Source organism: Xanthomonas euvesicatoria pv. euvesicatoria, from assembly GCF_020880415.1.
GTDB lineage: Bacteria > Pseudomonadota > Gammaproteobacteria > Xanthomonadales > Xanthomonadaceae > Xanthomonas > Xanthomonas euvesicatoria.
Genome location: NZ_JAJIUJ010000011.1, coordinates 43,621 through 61,624, shown reverse-complemented (window position 1 = coordinate 61,624; position 18,004 = coordinate 43,621). Strand labels below are relative to the sequence as shown.

At 62.3% G+C, this 18,004-nt stretch carries 17 protein-coding genes; 9 read left to right on the top strand and 8 right to left on the bottom strand.

The features are described from left to right. Positions 1 to 181: 181 nt before the first annotated feature. Positions 182 to 781 carry an alpha-ketoglutarate-dependent dioxygenase AlkB family protein gene (locus LN450_RS01095; protein ID WP_008576968.1) on the bottom strand — a complete coding sequence of 200 codons (600 nt, stop codon included), beginning with the start codon at positions 779 to 781 and terminating at the stop codon, positions 182 to 184. Positions 782 to 896: 115 nt separating this feature from the next. Between LN450_RS01095 and LN450_RS01090 the strand changes: the two genes are divergently transcribed. Beyond that, complete coding sequence (locus LN450_RS01090; RefSeq protein ID WP_011348604.1) at positions 897 to 2,546, top strand: electron transfer flavoprotein-ubiquinone oxidoreductase; 1,650 nt, start codon at positions 897 to 899, stop codon at positions 2,544 to 2,546. Positions 2,547 to 2,576: 30 nt separating this feature from the next. Here the strand turns inward: LN450_RS01090 and LN450_RS01085 are convergent, their stop codons facing one another. Further along, positions 2,577 to 3,209 (bottom strand): CoA transferase subunit B, encoded by a 633-nt coding sequence (locus tag LN450_RS01085; RefSeq protein WP_011348605.1) that lies wholly within the window; start codon positions 3,207 to 3,209, stop codon positions 2,577 to 2,579. After that, entirely contained in the window at positions 3,209 to 3,940 is a 732-nt protein-coding gene (locus LN450_RS01080) for a CoA transferase subunit A (protein ID WP_011348606.1), read from the bottom strand. Before LN450_RS01080 ends, LN450_RS01085 begins: the two co-directional genes overlap by 1 nt. A gap of 134 nt (positions 3,941 to 4,074) precedes the next feature. On the opposite strand from LN450_RS01080, the gene LN450_RS01075 reads away from it, so the two are divergent. Together LN450_RS01075 and LN450_RS01070 are read left to right on the top strand one after the other, a co-directional pair. Beyond that, positions 4,075 to 5,421, top strand: coding sequence for a phosphohexomutase domain-containing protein (locus tag LN450_RS01075; protein WP_011348607.1), 1,347 nt, complete (start codon positions 4,075 to 4,077; stop codon positions 5,419 to 5,421). A 46-nt stretch (positions 5,422 to 5,467) separates the two neighbouring features. Continuing rightward, positions 5,468 to 6,871: a mannose-1-phosphate guanylyltransferase/mannose-6-phosphate isomerase gene (locus LN450_RS01070; protein WP_011348608.1), complete on the top strand. Its 1,404-nt coding sequence runs from the start codon at positions 5,468 to 5,470 to the stop codon at positions 6,869 to 6,871. Between the two features lie 289 nt (positions 6,872 to 7,160). Here the strand turns inward: LN450_RS01070 and LN450_RS01065 are convergent, their stop codons facing one another. The 5 genes from LN450_RS01065 to rfbB all read right to left on the bottom strand — a co-directional run bounded on the left by LN450_RS01065 (position 7,161) and on the right by rfbB (position 12,119). Beyond that, positions 7,161 to 8,327, bottom strand: a complete 1,167-nt coding sequence (locus LN450_RS01065) for a nucleotide sugar dehydrogenase (RefSeq protein ID WP_008576953.1) — start codon at positions 8,325 to 8,327, stop codon at positions 7,161 to 7,163. A 340-nt stretch (positions 8,328 to 8,667) separates the two neighbouring features. Further along, positions 8,668 to 9,570, bottom strand: coding sequence for a dTDP-4-dehydrorhamnose reductase (rfbD, locus tag LN450_RS01060; protein WP_039416342.1), 903 nt, complete (start codon positions 9,568 to 9,570; stop codon positions 8,668 to 8,670). Further along, the gene (gene rfbC, locus LN450_RS01055; RefSeq protein ID WP_011348610.1) at positions 9,567 to 10,124 is read right to left on the bottom strand and encodes a dTDP-4-dehydrorhamnose 3,5-epimerase; all 558 of its coding nucleotides are present in this window, start codon (positions 10,122 to 10,124) and stop codon (positions 9,567 to 9,569) included. Before rfbC ends, rfbD begins: the two co-directional genes overlap by 4 nt. Continuing rightward, positions 10,121 to 11,008 carry a glucose-1-phosphate thymidylyltransferase RfbA gene (rfbA, locus tag LN450_RS01050; RefSeq protein WP_011348611.1) on the bottom strand — a complete coding sequence of 296 codons (888 nt, stop codon included), beginning with the start codon at positions 11,006 to 11,008 and terminating at the stop codon, positions 10,121 to 10,123. Before rfbA ends, rfbC begins: the two co-directional genes overlap by 4 nt. Positions 11,009 to 11,063: 55 nt before the next feature. Further along, the gene (gene rfbB / locus LN450_RS01045) at positions 11,064 to 12,119 is read right to left on the bottom strand and encodes a dTDP-glucose 4,6-dehydratase (RefSeq protein ID WP_011348612.1); all 1,056 of its coding nucleotides are present in this window, start codon (positions 12,117 to 12,119) and stop codon (positions 11,064 to 11,066) included. A gap of 235 nt (positions 12,120 to 12,354) precedes the next feature. Between rfbB and LN450_RS01040 the strand changes: the two genes are divergently transcribed. The 6 genes from LN450_RS01040 (at position 12,355) to LN450_RS01015 (ending at position 17,979) form a co-directional block, all read left to right on the top strand. Then, complete coding sequence (locus LN450_RS01040; protein WP_011348613.1) at positions 12,355 to 13,101, top strand: electron transfer flavoprotein subunit beta/FixA family protein; 747 nt, start codon at positions 12,355 to 12,357, stop codon at positions 13,099 to 13,101. Then, complete coding sequence (locus LN450_RS01035; RefSeq protein ID WP_011348614.1) at positions 13,101 to 14,045, top strand: electron transfer flavoprotein subunit alpha/FixB family protein; 945 nt, start codon at positions 13,101 to 13,103, stop codon at positions 14,043 to 14,045. The genes LN450_RS01040 and LN450_RS01035 overlap by 1 nt, the downstream gene beginning before the upstream one ends. A 524-nt stretch (positions 14,046 to 14,569) precedes the next feature. After that, complete coding sequence (locus LN450_RS01030; RefSeq protein WP_011348615.1) at positions 14,570 to 15,673, top strand: DegT/DnrJ/EryC1/StrS family aminotransferase; 1,104 nt, start codon at positions 14,570 to 14,572, stop codon at positions 15,671 to 15,673. Next, a complete protein-coding gene (locus LN450_RS01025; RefSeq protein WP_011348616.1) occupies positions 15,658 to 16,629 on the top strand; it encodes a glycosyltransferase family 2 protein in 972 nt (323 codons plus the stop codon). The genes LN450_RS01030 and LN450_RS01025 overlap by 16 nt, the downstream gene beginning before the upstream one ends. Then, positions 16,626 to 17,555 carry a WxcM-like domain-containing protein gene (locus tag LN450_RS23210; protein ID WP_011348617.1) on the top strand — a complete coding sequence of 310 codons (930 nt, stop codon included), beginning with the start codon at positions 16,626 to 16,628 and terminating at the stop codon, positions 17,553 to 17,555. The genes LN450_RS01025 and LN450_RS23210 overlap by 4 nt, the downstream gene beginning before the upstream one ends. Continuing rightward, entirely contained in the window at positions 17,542 to 17,979 is a 438-nt protein-coding gene (locus tag LN450_RS01015) for a GtrA family protein (RefSeq protein WP_039416345.1), read from the top strand. Before LN450_RS23210 ends, LN450_RS01015 begins: the two co-directional genes overlap by 14 nt. The last annotated feature ends 25 nt before the right edge of the window (positions 17,980 to 18,004 follow it).

The following is an 18,004-nucleotide window of genomic DNA, read 5'->3' as shown; positions in this document are numbered from 1 at the left end:
ATGGATACCGCCATCGAGCCCGCATGGATGGGTTCACGGCGTGTTACGCAAGCGGTGAGGGAACCGCGCACTCGATCCACTCATCGTTTGACCTGGATTGCTGGTTGCGCCCACGCAAGCTGCGGCCGACACGCCCACCGGGCTCACTGCCCAGGCGAGCGCGCTGCAAGTTGCTAGCCGCTCATGGCTGGGACACGCGCACCGCGATCTGACGAAAGGTCAGATTGATGCGCTCGTCGACCGGCTTGGCGGTGCGCGGCAAAGCGTGTTTGTAGTGGCGCTGGGTGTCGCCGCCCATCAGCAACAGGTCGCCGTGACCGAGCTCCAGCATTTGCTTCAGGGCCGCATCGTCGCGGTGCTTGAACGCAAAGCGCCGCGTCGCACCCAGGCTCACCGAGGCAATCAATGGCTGCGCGCCCAGCTCAGGCTCGTCGTCGCTGTGCCAGCCCATCGCATCGCTGCCACTTCGGTAGCGATTGACCAGCACGCTGTTGAACCGGTGACCGGTTTCGTCCTCCAGCCGCATGCGCACGGGCTGCAGCACCTCCAGCCAGGGCTGTGGCGAGAACCGTGTGCCCGAGTAGCGATAGCTCGCCTCCGGATCGCCGATCCAGCTGCTCAGGCGCGGCGAATCCACCATGCGTCCGAACATCCGGATGCGGTGCACCTCCCAGTGCGCCTGCGCCAGCAGCGCCTGCATCAGCGCATCGGCCTGCGCGGGCGGCAGCCAACCGCGCCACCAGTTGATCTCCGCCCCCGGCAATGCCACCCGAATCTTCATGCCGGAAACGCTAGCACGCAGCCCGGCATGGCGCGGATGAATCGACCCGATTTGCCGCCGTCACATGCAATCCCGGAAAATGCGCAACAGCCATCGAGCCAACGGGAGCGGAGCAATGTCGGAAGCGGGAGTGGGCGCACACGCGTCAGAGGCGGTCGAGCGCGACGTCATGGAATACGACGTCGTCACCGTCGGTGCCGGTCCGGCCGGGCTGTCGTTCGCGATCCGGCTCAAGCAGCTCGATCCGAACATCAGCGTCTGCGTGATCGAAAAATCCAGCACCATCGGCGCGCATATCCTCTCCGGTGCGGTGATCGAGCCCGGCCCGCTGGATGCATTGCTGCCAGGCTGGCGCGACAATCCGCCGCCGATCTGCGTGGCGGCCACCGACGACGAATTCTGGTTCCTCGGCAAGGACAGCGCGCGCAAGTTCCCGGTGGTGCCGCCGGGCATGCGCAACCATGGCAACTTCATCGTCAGCCTGGGCGCGATGTGCGCCTGGCTGGCGCCGCAGGCCGAAGCGCTGGGCGTGGAAATCTATCCCGGGTTCGCCGCCGCCGAAACGCTGCACGACGACAGCGGCCAGGTGGTGGGCGTGCGCATTGGCGACATGGGTATTGCAAAAGACGGCACGCACAAGCCCGGCTACACCGCCGGCATCGACATCCGCGCCAAGGTCACCGTGCTTGCCGAAGGCGCGCGTGGCCACCTGACCAAGCGGCTGCTCAAGCGCTTCGACCTCACCGCCGACAGCGACCCGCAAGGCTATTCGATCGGCATCAAGGAGCTGTGGCAGGTGCCCGAAGGCCGCGTCACGCCCGGCAAGATCGTGCACACCATCGGCTGGCCAGCCGACAACCGCACCTACGGCGGCAGCTTCGTCTATCACCTGGACAACAACCAGATCGCGCTCGGTTATGTAAGCGGGCTGGACTACAGCGACCCGGCCTACCAACCGTGGGAAGCCTTCCAGCAATGGAAGAACCACCCCATGATCAAGCCGCTGCTGGAAGGTGGCAGCATTGTGTCTGCCGGCGCCCGCGCACTGGTCAGCGGCGGCTGGCAATCGTTGCCGAAAGTGGACATGCCCGGCGCCTTGCTCATCGGCGACACCGCCGGCCTGCTCAACGTACCCAAGATCAAGGGCACCCACCAGGCGATCCGCAGCGGCATGCTGGCCGCCGAACACCTGGTGCAATCGCAGCTGGCGCCGCAGGGCTTCGATGCCAGATTGCGCGCCTCCGAGGTCATGTCCGAGCTGAAGCAAGTCCGCAACATCAAGCCCGGTTTCAAGAAGGGGCTGTGGTTCGGCCTGCTCAACGCGGCCTGGGAAACCGCGCTCAAGGGCGCTTCGCCGTGGACGCTGAAGAACAAACCCGACTGGTCGGCGCTGCACAAGCTCGGCGAGTACGAACAGCCCAAGCGCGACTACGTCACCCGCGACCTCGCCCCGCGCGATCGCCTGCAAGCCGTGTATTTCGCCGCCACCGAGCACGATGAAGACCAGCCGGTACATCTGAAGGTGTTGGACACCGATGTATGCGCCACCCGCTGCGTGACCGAATACGACAACCCCTGCACCCGTTTCTGCCCGGCCAACGTCTACGAAATGGCCGCAGACACCGCCAGCCCCTCCGGCAAGCGTCTGCAGATCAACGCGGCCAACTGCGTGCACTGCAAGACCTGCGACATCAAGGACCCGTACGAAATCATCACCTGGGTCACGCCGGAGGGTGGTTCTGGTCCGAACTACCAGAATCTCTAAAAGCCAGGGGCCTGACAGGCCCCTGCTTATTTATGCGGCAATGAATGCAACGCCTGTTTTTTTGCGCAGTTCCTCCAGCTCCACTCCATCGGCGTGTTCAACCAGCACCAATCCATCTGCAGTGACATCGAACACCGCTAGATCGGTAATGATGCGGTCCACCACGCCGACGCCGGTCAGTGGCAGGTCGCATTCGCGCAAGATCTTGTGGCTTCCGTCCTTGGCGACGTGCTCCATCAACACCACCACGCGTTTGACGCCGGCCACCAGATCCATTGCACCGCCCATGCCCTTGACCATCTTGCCGGGCACCATCCAGTTGGCCAGATCGCCACGGTCGGTGACCTGCATTGCGCCGAGAATCGCCAGGTCGATGTGGCCGCCACGGATCATCGCGAATGAATCGTGGCTACCGAAATAGCTGGCACCGGCGCGGGCGGTCACGGTCTGCTTGCCTGCATTGATCAGGTCTGCATCCACTTGGTCTTCGCTTGGAAACGGGCCGATGCCAAGCAGGCCGTTCTCCGACTGCAGCCACACATCCACACCGTCGGGGATGTGGTTGGCGACCAGCGTCGGCAGGCCGATGCCCAGGTTGACGTAGGCACCATCGGTCAGTTCGCGTGCCGCGCGTGCGGCCATCTGGTCTCTGGTCCAGGCCATCACTGCTGTCCTTCGCGCACGGTGCGCTGTTCGATGCGTTTTTCCGGCGTGGCGTTGAGCACCAGGCGGTCCACGTAAATGCCGGGCAGATGCACCTGATCCGGATCGATAACGCCCAGCTCCACGATGTCCTCGACCTCGGCGATGCACACGCGTCCGGCCATGGCGCAGGCGGGATTGAAATTGCGCGCGGTCTTACGGAATACCAGGTTGCCGGCGGTATCGGCGCGCCATGCCTTGACCAACGCCACGTCGGCCTGCAACGCGGTTTCAAGCACGTAATGCTTGCCGTCGAATTCGCGCGTTTCCTTGCCCTGGGCCACGATCGTGCCGTAGCCGGTGGCGGTGTAAAACGCAGGAATGCCCGCGCCACCGGCGCGCAAACGCTCGGCCAGGGTGCCTTGCGGATTGAACTCCAGCTCGAGTTCGCCCGCCAGGTATTGGCGTTCGAATTCCTTGTTTTCGCCCACGTAGGACGAAATCATCTTGCGGATCTGCCGGGTGGCCAATAATTGACCAAGCCCGAATCCGTCGACGCCGGCGTTGTTCGAGATCACCGTCAACCCGCCGATCCCACTGTCGCGCACGGCTGCAATCAATGCCTCCGGGATTCCACACAACCCAAAGCCGCCCACCGCCAGGGTCTGACCATTGGCCAGTACCCCGTCCAGTGCTGCCTTGGCATCGGCATAGCGTTTGCCGCTTGCCGCACCGCGTCCGTCACTGCGCATCACCGCCCTCACCTCGCTGATGTGAAGCGCCCATTCTATCCGCTGACTGTTCCCTGTCCCCGGTCGCAATTCCGCCACACCCAAGACACGGCGCAGCCGCTAAACTCGGGCGTCCCCCACTTCAGGATTTGCCCATGACGCTACCCGCCTTCAAGGCCTACGACATTCGCGGCCGTGTGCCGGATGAACTCAACGAGGACTTGGCCCGCCGCATCGGCGTGGCGCTGGCGGCGCAGCTGGATCAAGGGCCGGTGGTCCTGGGCCACGACGTGCGCCTGGCCAGCCCGGCGCTGCAGGAAGCGCTTTCGGCGGGCCTGCGCGCCAGTGGCCGTGAAGTGATCGACATCGGCCTGTGCGGCACCGAGGAAGTCTATTTCCAGACCGATTACCTCAAGGCGGCCGGCGGCGTGATGGTGACCGCCAGTCACAACCCGATGGACTACAACGGGATGAAGCTGGTCCGCGAGCAAGCGCGACCGATCAGCTCGGACACCGGTCTGTTCGCCATCCGCGACACGGTCGCGGCCGATACCGCAGCGCCGGGCGAGCCCACCGCCAGTGAGCAGAGCCGCACCGACAAGACCGCGTACCTGGAGCACCTGCTCAGCTACGTGGACCGCAGCACGCTCAAGCCGCTCAAGCTGGTGGTCAATGCCGGCAATGGCGGCGCCGGTCTGATCGTCGACCTGCTTGCGCCGCATCTGCCGTTCGAATTCGTGCGCGTGTTCCATGAGCCCGATGGCAACTTCCCCAACGGCATTCCCAACCCGCTGCTGCCGGAAAACCGTGACGCCACCGCCAAGGCGGTCAGGGACAACGGCGCCGATTTCGGTATCGCGTGGGACGGCGACTTCGACCGTTGTTTCTTCTTCGATCACACCGGCCGCTTCATCGAAGGCTATTACCTGGTTGGCCTGCTGGCACAAGCCATCCTTGCCAAGCAGCCGGGCGGCAAGGTCGTGCACGACCCGCGCCTGACCTGGAACACGGTCGAGCAGGTCGAAGAAGCCGGCGGCATTCCGGTGCTGTGCAAGAGCGGCCACGCCTTTATCAAGGAAAAGATGCGCAGCGAAAATGCCGTCTACGGCGGCGAGATGAGCGCGCACCACTATTTCCGCGAGTTCGCCTACGCAGACTCCGGCATGATTCCGTGGCTGCTGATCGCCGAACTGGTGTCGCAGTCGGGCCGTTCGCTGGCCGATCTGGTCGAAGCGCGCATGCAGAAATTCCCCTGCAGCGGCGAGATCAACTTCAAGGTGGCCGATGCCAAGGCCTCTGTTGCCCGCGTGATGGAGCATTACGCGTCGTTGTCGCCGGAGCTGGATTACACCGACGGCATCAGCGCCGATTTTGGTCAATGGCGTTTCAACCTACGGAGCTCCAATACCGAGCCGCTGCTGCGCCTGAACGTGGAAACGCGCGGCGATGCCGCACTGCTGGAAACGCGTACGCAGGAAATTTCCGCCTTGCTGCGCGGCTGATCTACCATTCTCCCCCACCTTTGACGCACTGGAGTTTCCCCCGCCCATGAGCGACGTCCTACCCATTATCTTGTCCGGCGGCTCCGGCACGCGCCTGTGGCCGCTGTCGCGCGAGTCCTATCCTAAGCAATTCCTGCCGCTGGTCGGCGACAAGAGCATGCTGCAGTCCACCTGGTTGCGCGCGGCTCCCGTCGCAGGTCACGCCCCCATCGTGGTCGCCAATGAAGAACACCGCTTCATGGCCGCCGAGCAGTTGCAGCAGTTGGGCGTGAAGCCTTCGGCCATCCTGCTGGAGCCCAAGGGACGCAACACGGCGCCGGCAATTGCCGTTGCAGCGCTGGAAGCGACCCGCGACGGTGCCGACCCGCTATTGCTGGTGTTGCCTTCCGACCACGTCATTCAGAACGAAGCTGCGTTCCAGGCGGCAGTGACCTTGGCGGCGACTGCTGCTGAGCAAGGCAAGCTGGTGACCTTCGGCATCAAGCCGACTGCGCCCGAAACCGGCTATGGCTATATCAAGGCCGGCGCCGGTACCGGTGCAAGCGCAGTCGAGCGCTTCGTCGAGAAGCCCGACCTCGCCACCGCACAAAGCTACCTGGCAAGCGGCGAGTACTACTGGAACAGCGGCATGTTCCTGTTCCGTGCGTCGCGTTACCTGGAAGAGCTGCGCAAGTTCCATCCGGCCATTGCCGATGCGTGCCAGAAGGCGTGGGAAAACGGCAAGCGCGACGCCGATTTCACCCGTCTGGACAAGGACGCCTTCGCCGCCAGCCCGTCGGATTCGATCGATTATGCCGTGATGGAAAAGACCGCCGATGCGGTCGTGGTGCCCTTGGACGCGGGCTGGAACGACGTCGGTTCGTGGTCTTCGCTGCGGGATGTTTCCAAGCAGGATGCGCAAGGCAACGCGCACCATGGCGACGTGATCCAGCTCGATTGCCAGAACACGTATGCGTACGGCTCGCGCCTGATCGCCATGGTTGGGCTTGAGGATGTGGTGGTCGTTGAAACGCCGGACGCCGTGCTGGTCGGCCACCGCGACCGCATCCAGGAGGTCAAGGACATCGTCAGCCAGATCAAGACCGCTGGCCGTTCCGAGGCCACCTGGCATCGCAAGGTCTATCGTCCATGGGGCGCTTACGATTCCATCGACATGGGCCAACGCCACCAGGTCAAGCGCATCACCGTCAAACCCGGTGCAGTGCTGAGCCTGCAGATGCATCACCACCGCGCAGAACACTGGATCGTGGTGAGCGGCACGGCCGAAGTGACGCGTGGCGAAGAAGTGCTGCTGCTGACCGAAAACCAGAGCACCTACATCCCGCTGGGCGTCACCCATCGCTTGCGCAATCCGGGCAAGCTGCCGCTGGAATTGATCGAGGTGCAGTCCGGCAGCTATCTGGGCGAAGACGATATCGTGCGCTTCGAAGACACCTACGGCCGCGCTTGATCGCGCGTCTCACCGTAGACGGCAATATCGACGGCGGCCTTCGGCCGCCGTCCTGCGTTATCCGTGGCCACGTTTATCGCGATACGGCGCGCGCGCGGATCAGAGGCCACACGCCTCATTGGCTGTGTCGCACACCTGTGAATGCGGGCAACGCAGCTGCATCGCCCACGGTTCGCCACCGCGGGTACCTGCCTGCGAAGCAGGTACATAGCACCGCATCGCCGTGAGTCCCATGGGCGTCCTGGACGGATGGCATCGCCACCCGCCAGGACTCAAGCGCCTGTCTGGCTCAGTTGTCGCCGAACAGGTCGCGCGTATACACCTTGTCCTGCACATCCTGCAGCGCGTCGGCCATGCGATTGCTGATGATGACATCGGCTTCGCGCTTGAAGGCCTCCAGGTCGTTGACCACGCGCGAACGGAAGAACTCAGGATCGCTCAGCGTCGGCTCGTACACGATGACGTCCACGCCCTTGGCCTTGAGGCGCTTCATCACCCCCTGGATGCTGGACGACCGGAAATTGTCCGACCCGGCCTTCATGATCAGCCGATAGATGCCGACCACCTTGGGATTGCGCCGTAGCACGTCGGCGGCAATGAAGTCCTTGCGGGTCGTATTGGAATCGACGATCGCCCGGATGATGTTCTGCGGCACGCTCTGATAGTTGGCTAGCAACTGCTTGGTGTCCTTGGGCAGGCAGTAACCGCCATAGCCGAAGGAAGGATTGTTGTAGTGGCTGCCGATACGCGGATCCAGGCAGATGCCCTCGATGATCTGGCGGCTATCCAACCCATGGGTAAGCGCGTAGGTGTCCAGTTCGTTGAAGTAGGACACGCGCATCGCCAGGTAGGTATTGGCGAACAGCTTGATCGCCTCGGCCTCGGTCGGCTCGGTGAACAACACCGGCACGTCGGGCTTGAGCGCGCCTTCCTGCAACAGCCGCGCGAAGGTTTCCGCACGCGCCGAACGCTCGCCGACGATGATCCGGGACGGGTACAGGTTGTCGTACAACGCCCGGCCTTCGCGCAGGAATTCGGGCGAGAAGATGATGTTGTCGGTACCGAACTGCGCGCGCAGCTTGGCGACGTAGCCGACCGGAATGGTCGACTTGATCACCATGGTCGCCTGCGGATTGATCTCCAGCACCTTGGCGATCACGACCTCGATCGACCCAGTGTTGAAATAGTTGGTGTCCGGATCGTAGTCGGTGGGCGTAGCGATGATCACGAACTCTGCGCCGGCAAACGCCTCCTTGGCGTCCAGGGTGGCCTTGAAGTTCAAGCCACCCTGGGCCAGCGCGGCTTCGAGTTCCTTGTCGACGATCGGCGAGCGGCCTTCGTTGAGCAGCTTCACCTTGGACTCGACGATGTCCAGCGCCACTACCTCATGGTGCTTGGCGAGCAATACGCCATTGGACAGACCGACATAGCCGGTACCCGCGACAGCGATCTTCATTGGAATTCCTTGCGACATTGGATGGGGGAGGATGTAGCGCGCTGCATGCAGGTCGCGGCGTAATGACGGGACGGCCGAGCCCGCAATGGGGCTGGCGCGCCCGCTGGGGGATACGCGAGAACCTGCACGGTGCCGGCTGATGCGATACAGCGCACACCTGCATGCATCCAACGTATGCATCGTGCGTGGCATCCGCTTCAGCGGCACATCCACGTCGGCCGCGACCTGCGTGGAGCAGATCGCCGGTCCGGCGCGGATCAACCCTGATGGTAGCCGAAGCGAAGTGCAAGCTATGAGTCGGTGCTGAAGCCGCACCGATCGATGGCACCACCGACGACGCTCATCGTTGGGCGAGCGTGTCCAGCACCTGGCTCAGTCCATCCTGCCAGTCCGGCAGGCGGACGCCGAAGGTGTCCTGCAGGCTGTGGATATCCAGTCGCGAATAGGCCGGGCGCGTGGCCGGCGTGGGATAGTCGGCGGTGCTGATCGCCTCCACGCGCGGCGCACGGGCGAGCAGGCCGCGCGCGCGCGCCTGCGCGAAGATGGCTTCGGCGAAGCCGTGCCAGGTGGTCTGCCCGGCGGCGGTCAGATGCCACAAGCCGGAGGGTTCGCCCGGCTGGCGCAGCGCGTGCGCCGTGATGTCGGCGATTAACGCCGCTGGCGTTGGCGTGCCGATCTGGTCGGCGACCACGCGCAGCACGTCGCGCTCGGCGCCCACGCGCAGCATCGTGCGCAGGAAATTGTGTCCATGCGCCGCGTAGACCCAGGCAGTGCGGAAGATCAGATGACGGCCGCCGGCCGCCTGCACTGCCTGCTCGCCGGCCAGTTTGCTTTGCCCGTACACGCCGAGCGGCGCGGTGGCATCGTCCGGCCGATAGGGGTGCGTGCCCTGTCCATCGAAGACATAGTCGGTCGAGTAATGGACCAGGGGCACACCGGCGCGCGCGCACCATTGCGCGATGACCGCCGGCGCCTCGGCATTGGCACGGAAGGCGGCATCACGCTCCTGCTCGGCACGATCGACGGCCGTATAGGCGGCTGCGTTGACGACGCAACTTGGCTGCAAGCGGTCTAGCAAGCCAGGCAATGTTTCCGGCGCATCGAAATCCGCGGTCTCGCAGGTCGTACCGTCAGGTAGCTGCCCGCTACGGGTCGCTGCCACCACCTCTGCCCCGCCCCTTGCAAGTGCACGCAACAGCTCTGTACCGACCTGTCCGCTGGCACCAACCACCAACGTGATCATGCTGGGAAGGTTGGCAAGCGATCAGGCGGCACATCGGCCAGAAATGGTGCAGCTGCGTCCTTGGTAGAGAGCACAGGATTGCTGATCGGCCAGTCGATACCGATCGCAGCATCGTCCCAACGAACGCCGGCATCGGCCTCATTGACGTAGATATCGGTGCACAGGTAACTGAACAGTGCTGTTTCCGAAAGCACTGCAAAGCCATGTGCAAAGCCCTCCGGTATCCAGACTTGGCGACGGTTCTCAGCGCTCAGCAGGACAGCTGTCCAACGCCCGAAATGAGGCGAGCCAGACCGCAGATCAACAGCAACGTCATACACCTCACCGGCAAGGACGCTAACCAGCTTGCCCTGTGGACGTGGCCACTGATAATGCAGACCACGTAGGACACTCTTGGCGGAGGTGGAGACATTACTCTGCACAAAGTTCTGCGGCAGGCCGTGCTGCTTGAAACGCTCGGCATTCCACGTTTCGAAGAAGTATCCCCTAGCATCTCCAAAGACTGATGGCTCTATCACAACGCAGCCAGGCAACGTCGTTTCGATCACTTTCAACGGACCACTCCGCGCTTGGCTAGGGCGTTTAGATACTTACCGTAGTCATTTTTAGCCAGCGGCGCCGCAAGGCGCTCCAGCTGTTCGGTGTCGATCCAGCCCTGACCAAATGCGATTTCCTCAGGACAGCACACCTGCAGACCCTGCCGCATCTGGATGGTTTCGATGAAGTTGGCCGCTTCATGCAAGGACTGATGCGTACCGGTATCAAGCCACGCATAGCCACGCCCTAGCGGCTCGAGATGCAGCTTGCCGGCTTCCAGATAGCAGCGATTGAGGTCGGTGATCTCCAATTCGCCGCGCGGCGATGGCTTCAGGGCAGCCGCATAGTCGCTTGCTCTTCCATCGTAGAAATACAAACCCGTTACCGCATAGTTCGAACGGGGCTTCTCAGGCTTTTCGGCGATATCGATCACCTTGCCCTGCTGATCGAATTCGGCAACGCCGTAGCGCTCCGGGTCGTTGACCCAGTAACCGAACACGGTCGCCCCCTGTTCACGCGCATCGGCGCGGCGCAGGGTCTCGGTCAGGCCATGACCGTGGAAGATGTTGTCGCCCAACACCAGGCAGCTCGGCTTGCCGTCCACGAAGTCGCGGCCGATCAGATACGCCTGCGCGAGCCCGTCTGGACTCGGTTGCACGGCGTACTGGATATTGACACCCCATTGCGAACCATCGCCCAGCAACGACTGGAACAGCGCCTGCTCGTGCGGTGTGTTGATGATCAGGATGTCGCGGATGCCCGCCAGCATCAGCACGCTGAGCGGGTAATAGATCATCGGCTTGTCGTACACCGGCAGCAGCTGCTTGCTGACGCCCTTGGTGATTGGATACAGGCGGGTGCCGGAGCCGCCTGCCAGGATGATGCCTTTGCGTTGTGTCATGAGAGCTTCCTTGGAAGGTCGGCACGCACCTGAGCGGCCACCAGAGAGAGGGATGTCAGGACGCCGCGCCGATACGTTCCAGACGGTAGCTTCCGTCCAGCACGCCCTGTACCCACGCCTGATTACCAAGATACCACTCCACCGTCTGCGCGATGCCCTGCTCGAAGGTATAGGCAGGCTCCCAACCCAATTCGTTCTTCAACTTCGAAGCATCGATCGCGTAACGACGGTCGTGCCCGGGCCGGTCGGTCACATGGGTAATCTGGCTCGCGCGTGGCTTGCCGTCTTCGCGCGGACGATGCTGATCCAGCAATGCGCAGATGGCCTGCACGACCTCGATGTTCTGCCGCTCGGAATTGCCACCGACATTGTAGGTTTGGCCGACCCTACCGTTGCCCAGCACCGTACGGATCGCCTCGCAGTGATCGCTGACGAACAGCCAGTCACGCACCTGCTTGCCGTCGCCGTAGACCGGAAGCGGCTCGCCAGCCAGCGCCTTGGCGATCACCAGCGGGATGAGCTTTTCGGGGAAATGATATGGGCCGTAATTATTCGAGCAATTGGTGGTCAGCACCGGCAGCCCATAAGTGTGGTGGAATGCGCGCACCAGATGATCCGAGGCGGCTTTCGACGCGGAGTACGGTGAGTTCGGCGCATATGGCGTGGTCTCAGTGAACTTGCCGGTCTCGCCCAGGGTGCCGTAGACCTCGTCGGTGGACACGTGCAGGAAGCGGAACGCATCCCGACTCGCATCCGGCAACGCCTTCCAGTAATCACGCACTGCTTCGAGCAGGGCCAAGGTCCCGACGACATTGGTCTGGATGAAGGCGCCAGGCCCATCGATCGAACGATCGACATGGCTCTCGGCAGCGAAATTCAGCACCGCATCGGGCCGGTGTTCTTGCAGCAGGCGGGTGACGAGCGCACCGTCACCGATATCGCCCTTGACAAAGACATGGTCAGGATTGCCCTCCAACGACGCCAGTGTGTTCAGGTTTCCCGCGTAAGTCAGGGCGTCCAGATTGACCACGCGGACGCCGCGGGACACCGCTTCCAGCACAAAATTGCCGCCGATGAAACCGGCGCCGCCGGTTACAAGCCAAGTCGTCACTGTTTACCCCTTGTGTGCTGGTCACGCGAACCGTGCCGCGCTTTTTAAACCACACAGGATATACGGTCCCAGCCGCATCCGGCTTAAGCGCGGCACGTGCTGCGGCAAGCTTGGTGGTGCACCGCACCACCCATACGCCATCGCATGGTTCGCTTCACCCGGTTAGAATGCCCCCACTCCCGTGCCTGCCGCCGCGGCCGGGCCTTCCCGCAATAGCTGAAGGATCTCGTACACGATGAAAATCCTCGTCGCCTACAAGCGCGTGGTGGACTACAACGTCCGCATTCAGGTCAAGCCGGATGGCTCCGGCGTGGTGACCGAGGGCGTCAAGCTCTCGCCCAACCCGTTCGACGAAATCGCCCTGGAAGAAGCATTGCGCCTGCGCGATGCCGGCATCGCCACGGAAGTCGTGGTCGCCACCCTGGCGCCGACCGATGCGGCTGCGCACCTGCGCAACGGCCTGGCCATGGGCGCAAATCGCGCAATCCATGTGGTGACCGATGCGGCTGTTCAGCCGCTGACCGCCGCGCGCGCGCTGCTCAAATTGGTCGAGAAGGAACAGCCGGATCTGGTCATCCTCGGCAAGCAGGCCATCGACGACGACGCCAATCAGACCGGCCAGATGCTCGCCACCCTCTGGGGCCGCCCGCAGGCCACCTTCGCCGGCAAGCTCGTCGTTGCCGATGGCAAGGCCACGGTGACGCGCGAGGTTGATGCCGGCCTGGAGACGCTGGAAGTGGACCTGCCGGCAGTGATCACCACCGATCTGCGCCTGAACGAGCCGCGCTTCATCAAGCTGCCGGACATCATGAAGGCCAAGAGCAAGCCGCTGGAAACGCTGGCGTTTGCCGACCTGGGCGTCGACGCGCATGACAGCCTGACCACCACGCACTACGCCGCGCCGTCCAAGCGCAGCCGCGGCGTGATGGTCAAGGACGCCGCCGAGCTGGTGGCCGCACTCAAGCAGAAGGGGTTGCTGTAATGGCCAAGGTTCTCGTTGTTGCCGAACATCTCAACGGTCAGCTCAATGCGGCCACCGCCAAGACCCTCAGCGCTGCGCTGGCGATCTCGGCCAACTCAATTGATGTGGTTGTGCTGGCTGCCGACCCGGCCGCGGTTGCAGCGCAAGCCGCGCAGTTAGCCGGTGTTGCCCGAGTGCTGACGGTGGCGAACGCCGCAAACGAACACGCCATCGCGCAGGTGCTGGGGCCGCAGATCGCCCAGCTTGCCGGCCAGGGCTACACGCATGTCTTTGGACCCTCCACCACCTTCGGCAAGGACCTGATGCCGGTCGTGGCTGCACTGCTGGGCGTCAACCAGATCTCCGATCTGATGTCGGTCGAAGACGCTTACACCTTCAAGCGTCCGATCTATGCAGGCAACGCCATCATCACCGTCAAGGCCCCGGCCGAGCAGATCGTGGTCGCGACAGTGCGCAGTGCCTCTTGGCCGGAAGCGGCCGGCGGTGGAAGCGCGACGGTCGAGGCGGCCACGGTGGAGGCCGCGTTGCCGACCCATACCCGTTTTGTCGGTCTGGCAGCAGGCAGCTCCGACCGCCCCGACCTGCAGAGCGCAAAGCGCGTGGTCTCTGGTGGCCGCGGCGTCGGCTCGGCCGAGAACTTCCAGCATATCTACAGCCTGGCCGACAAACTCGGCGCCGCCGTAGGCGCCTCGCGCGCGGCAGTGGACGCAGGCTACGTACCCAACGAGCTGCAGGTCGGCCAGACCGGCAAGATCATCGCTCCGGAACTGTATGTGGCCATCGGCATCAGCGGCGCCATCCAGCACCTGACCGGCATCAAGGACGCCGGCACGATTGTGGCGATCAACAAGGACCCGGAATCGCCGATCTTCGAGATTGCCGATATCGGGTTGGTGGGAGATTTGTTTACGCTGCTGCCGGAGTTGGAACAGGCACTGGCCTGAGTGTAGCCGCCGCGGGCGTTCAGCTTCGCGGCGCCTTCAGAATTGTGTGGAATGGCGGGCAACCTTTCCGCCACGTTGGCTCGTGCCGCTATAATCCGCGATCACTTCGCGGGATACCTTGGATGCCCTTTCTGAGCTTCCAGGCCCCGGCCATTCGACGGCTGAAATCCCCTCAGCACTGCGTCGCCGCTTTTGCTGCTGGAACTGACGACTCGGCAAATCCAGGTGCTGCGGATGAAGATACGATAGACAGCGTGGCAAAGAGTCAGTATTTGCCGGCCGGCATGGCATACGGACTGTTTCAATCATTCCAGGGCGGGCGCTTGTGCTCGCTTGAGCGCGTCGCCCCATACCGCAGGTTTGGCGCAATACCAGATAAGTGGGGTCGGCACCCCCGCTCACTAGCCGAAGTCAGCTAGCCCGCTGACACCTGCCGCACACGATATCCTTCCGGTCAAAGATCCCTCCTGCGGCATGCCGCAGTATTTCAATCCAACCGCACATCACTTGATACTTCGGATTCCATGGACGCCCTGATTCCCGTCAACTCGTTATCCCGCCACATTGCACCCATACAGGATGCACTGTCTCAGATTGCAACCACGATCGTTGCAAGTGGCTACTATGTGCTTGGTCCGAACGTCAAAGCTTTTGAGCAGGAGTTCGCCAACTACTGCGGCAGTCGTCATTGCGTCAGCGTTGCCAATGGAACCGACGCTCTTGAGCTATCCCTAAAGGCACTGGGCGTCGGCCCCGAGGATACGGTGGCGGTTGTTGCCAATGCGGCGATGTACGGCACCAGCGCGGTCCTGGCCTGCGGCGCTTCACCGGTCTTTGTCGATACGGAAGCGGGGACCGGGCTGATGGCCGTACCTGCGCTGGAAGCGATGCTCGCCGGCGACTGTGCACCGGCAGCTGTGATCGTGACCCATCTCTATGGCCAACTGGCTGACATCGAAGCGATCGTCGCGCTGTGTCAACCGCGTGGCATAAAGGTCGTAGAAGACTGTGCACAGGCACATGGCGCAGAACGAAATGGCCGCCGCGCTGGTAGCTTTGGTGATATTGCTTCCTTCAGTTTTTATCCCACCAAGAATCTGGGCGCCCTGGGAGATGGCGGCGCGATTGTGACAAACCATGACGACTTGGCTATCCGTGCCGCACAACTGCGCCAGTATGGATGGACGGCCAAGTACACCAATACCCTGCGTGGGGGCCGCAACAGCCGCCTCGACGAATTGCAGGCAGCCATGCTGCGCCACATGCTTCCCCTGCTGGACGGCTGGAACCAGCGTCGCCGGGATATCGCAAACCGTTACGCTCAGGGATTGTCCAATCCAAGAATCGAAGTTTGCGGCGTGGTAGGGGCCGACAATGTGGCGCATCTGTATGTCGTGCGCTGCGATGACCGCGAGCAGCTGCGGTCGCACCTGCAATCCGCCGGGGTGCAGACGGAGATCCATTACCCGCTGTGCGACCATCGTCAACCCTGCCATGAGGGTGCATTCGATTCAGTGGTGTTGCCAAACACGGAAGCCGATGCGGTGCGCGTGACGACGCTGCCATGTTTTCCGGAGCTGACCGATGAAGAAATTGATCGGGTTGTCGAAGCATGCAACCGGTTCTGAGCAAGGTGCAGTCACCTTCCCTCAGTCTGGTCGTCCCGATCTACGGCAATGAAGGCTCGATCGACGACCTCCTGCAGGCTGTCGATTCGATCGCTCGCAGCGTCAACGGGAAGTTTGAAGCCATCTTCGTGGTAGATGGTAGTCCCGATCGCAGCTACGCCCTGCTGCGCGATAAATTGCCTGCCGTCGCTTTTAGTGCGCAGCTGGCGACCCTGACCAGAAATTTCGGCGCTTTCCCGGCAATCCGCACCGGCTTGCAACTCAGCCGCGGCGAATTGACCGCGGTAATGGCGGCCGACCTACAGGAACCTCCCCAGTTGGTCATCGATTTTTGGCAGCGCTACGCTAGCAAGCGATATGACGTTGCCTTCGGCGTGCGCGAGGCGCGGAGCGATCCTGCGGCCTCGAAGCTGGCGTCGACCCTGTTCTGGGCGACCTATCGGCGCATGGTCATCAAGGACATTCCCAAGGGTGGCGTGGATATCTTCGCTGTCAGCCGTGACTTCCTCGAACGGCTGTTGCTGTTGAACGAAGCTCATTCCAGCCTGCTCGCGCAACTATTCTGGCTGGGCGGCAAGCGCGAATTTGTCAGTTACCAGCGACGCGAGCGGCAGCACGGCAAGAGCGCCTGGACCTTGAGCAAGAAACTGCGGTATCTGTCCGATAGCGTCTTTGCTTTCACCGACCTGCCAGTCCGCATGCTGACGGCGCTGGGCCTGATCGCGCTGGCATTTACCACGTTGCTCAGTGCGCTGGTGCTGGCTGCGAAGTTTTCCGGACTCGTCGCAGTGCCGGGCTATACCCTGACTATCTTGACCATTCTCTTTTTCGGCGCACTCAATTCATTGGGACTGGGTATTGTAGGTACATACGCTTGGCATGCCTTCGAAAATACCAAGGCACGTCCATTGTCAATCATGCAGTCAGTCGAAAACTTCGAAAAGGATAACCAGTGAGCTATTTCGTGCACCCCAACGCTCTTTGCGAGAGCGCCACCATTGGCGAGGGCACCCGCGTCTGGGCATTTGCCCACGTACTGCCAGGCGCTCGCCTTGGTCGTGACTGCAACATCTGCGATGGCGTATTCATTGAGTCCGACGTCGTGATCGGCGATCGTGTGACGGTCAAGTGCGGCGTGCAACTATGGGATGGCGTGCGCTTGGAAGACGATGTCTTCGTAGGCCCTAATGCAACCTTCACCAACGATCTGTTCCCCCGCAGCCGGGTATATCCCGAGAAATTTCTCGGCACTTTAGTGGAATCAGGCGCGTCGATTGGGGCCAACGCGACAATCCTGGCTGGCACCACTATCGGCAGTGGCGCGATGATTGGCGCAGGTGCAGTGGTCACGCGCTCGGTGCCGCCCAATGCCATCGTAGTTGGCAATCCTGCGCGCATTGTGGGTTATGTATCCGACAAGGACGCGGATCAAGCGGCTTCACTGCCCGTCGTTCAGGGCATCACCGACACCATCGTTCCCGGCGTCAAGCTTTACCAGATGCCCAGCTTTTCCGACATGCGCGGATCTCTGTCAGTCGGAGACTTCGACAGCTTCCTTCCCTTCAATGCGCGGCGGTACTTTCTTGTCTACGGTGTACCCACCCAGGAGACCCGTGGCGAGCATGCGCACAAGCGCTGCCATCAGTTTCTCGTATGCGTTTCCGGTTCGGTCAGGGTGCTGGCAGACGACGGTGCGCGCCGCATCGATGTCGAACTCAACTCACCGAACCAGGGCATCCATCTGCCGCCGATGATCTGGGGCACACAGTACAAGTACTCCAAAGATGCCGTGCTGCTGGTGTTTGCGTCCGAGCCCTACGACACCGATGAGTACATTCGCGATTACGCGTCCTTCAAGAGTCTGGCGAATGCGGGCGGATGAGTCCCCACATGCCGATGCCCTGCTTCGGCGGCATCGGTCATTGTTCGCTGTGGCCCTACGCTTCCTGTTGGGCGGAGCACTCAACACGGGCCTGACCCTGGCACTGTACTGGGTGCTCCTTGATTTTATGTATTACCAGTGGGCTTATCTTGCGAGTTTCTGTGCAGGCATATTGCTCAGTTATCTAATCAACACCCGTTACGTCTTTCGTGCTCAACACAGCTGGTTGAAATTTGCAGCGTTTCCGGTCATCTATCTGGTGACCTACGCAGTTGGAGCCCTGGCGCTGAAAATCAGCGTAGGGCATCTAGGCGTGCCGGCGGCAGTCGGCCCGCTGATCTCCATCGTTGTCACGCTGCCAGTGTCGTTTATCCTGAGCAAGTTATTGTTGCAGCCTCCCAAGCCAGACTCCCACCAAGGCTGAGACATACACAGCGTAGAATGTTGCC

Bases quoted from the DNA above. Each gene is read 5' to 3' on its own strand.
- LN450_RS01095 (WP_008576968.1), bottom strand. From the start codon at position 781: ATGAAGATTCGGGTGGCATTGCCGGGGGCGGAGATCAACTGGTGGCGC.
- LN450_RS01090 (WP_011348604.1), top strand. From the start codon at position 897: ATGTCGGAAGCGGGAGTGGGCGCACACGCGTCAGAGGCGGTCGAGCGC.
- LN450_RS01085 (WP_011348605.1), bottom strand. From the start codon at position 3,209: ATGGCCTGGACCAGAGACCAGATGGCCGCACGCGCGGCACGCGAACTG.
- LN450_RS01080 (WP_011348606.1), bottom strand. From the start codon at position 3,940: ATGCGCAGTGACGGACGCGGTGCGGCAAGCGGCAAACGCTATGCCGAT.
- LN450_RS01075 (WP_011348607.1), top strand. From the start codon at position 4,075: ATGACGCTACCCGCCTTCAAGGCCTACGACATTCGCGGCCGTGTGCCG.
- LN450_RS01070 (WP_011348608.1), top strand. From the start codon at position 5,468: ATGAGCGACGTCCTACCCATTATCTTGTCCGGCGGCTCCGGCACGCGC.
- LN450_RS01065 (WP_008576953.1), bottom strand. From the start codon at position 8,327: ATGAAGATCGCTGTCGCGGGTACCGGCTATGTCGGTCTGTCCAATGGC.
- rfbD (WP_039416342.1), bottom strand. From the start codon at position 9,570: ATGATCACGTTGGTGGTTGGTGCCAGCGGACAGGTCGGTACAGAGCTG.
- rfbA (WP_011348611.1), bottom strand. From the start codon at position 11,008: ATGACACAACGCAAAGGCATCATCCTGGCAGGCGGCTCCGGCACCCGC.
- LN450_RS01040 (WP_011348613.1), top strand. From the start codon at position 12,355: ATGAAAATCCTCGTCGCCTACAAGCGCGTGGTGGACTACAACGTCCGC.
- LN450_RS01035 (WP_011348614.1), top strand. From the start codon at position 13,101: ATGGCCAAGGTTCTCGTTGTTGCCGAACATCTCAACGGTCAGCTCAAT.
- LN450_RS01030 (WP_011348615.1), top strand. From the start codon at position 14,570: ATGGACGCCCTGATTCCCGTCAACTCGTTATCCCGCCACATTGCACCC.
- LN450_RS01025 (WP_011348616.1), top strand. From the start codon at position 15,658: ATGCAACCGGTTCTGAGCAAGGTGCAGTCACCTTCCCTCAGTCTGGTC.
- LN450_RS01015 (WP_039416345.1), top strand. From the start codon at position 17,542: ATGCGGGCGGATGAGTCCCCACATGCCGATGCCCTGCTTCGGCGGCAT.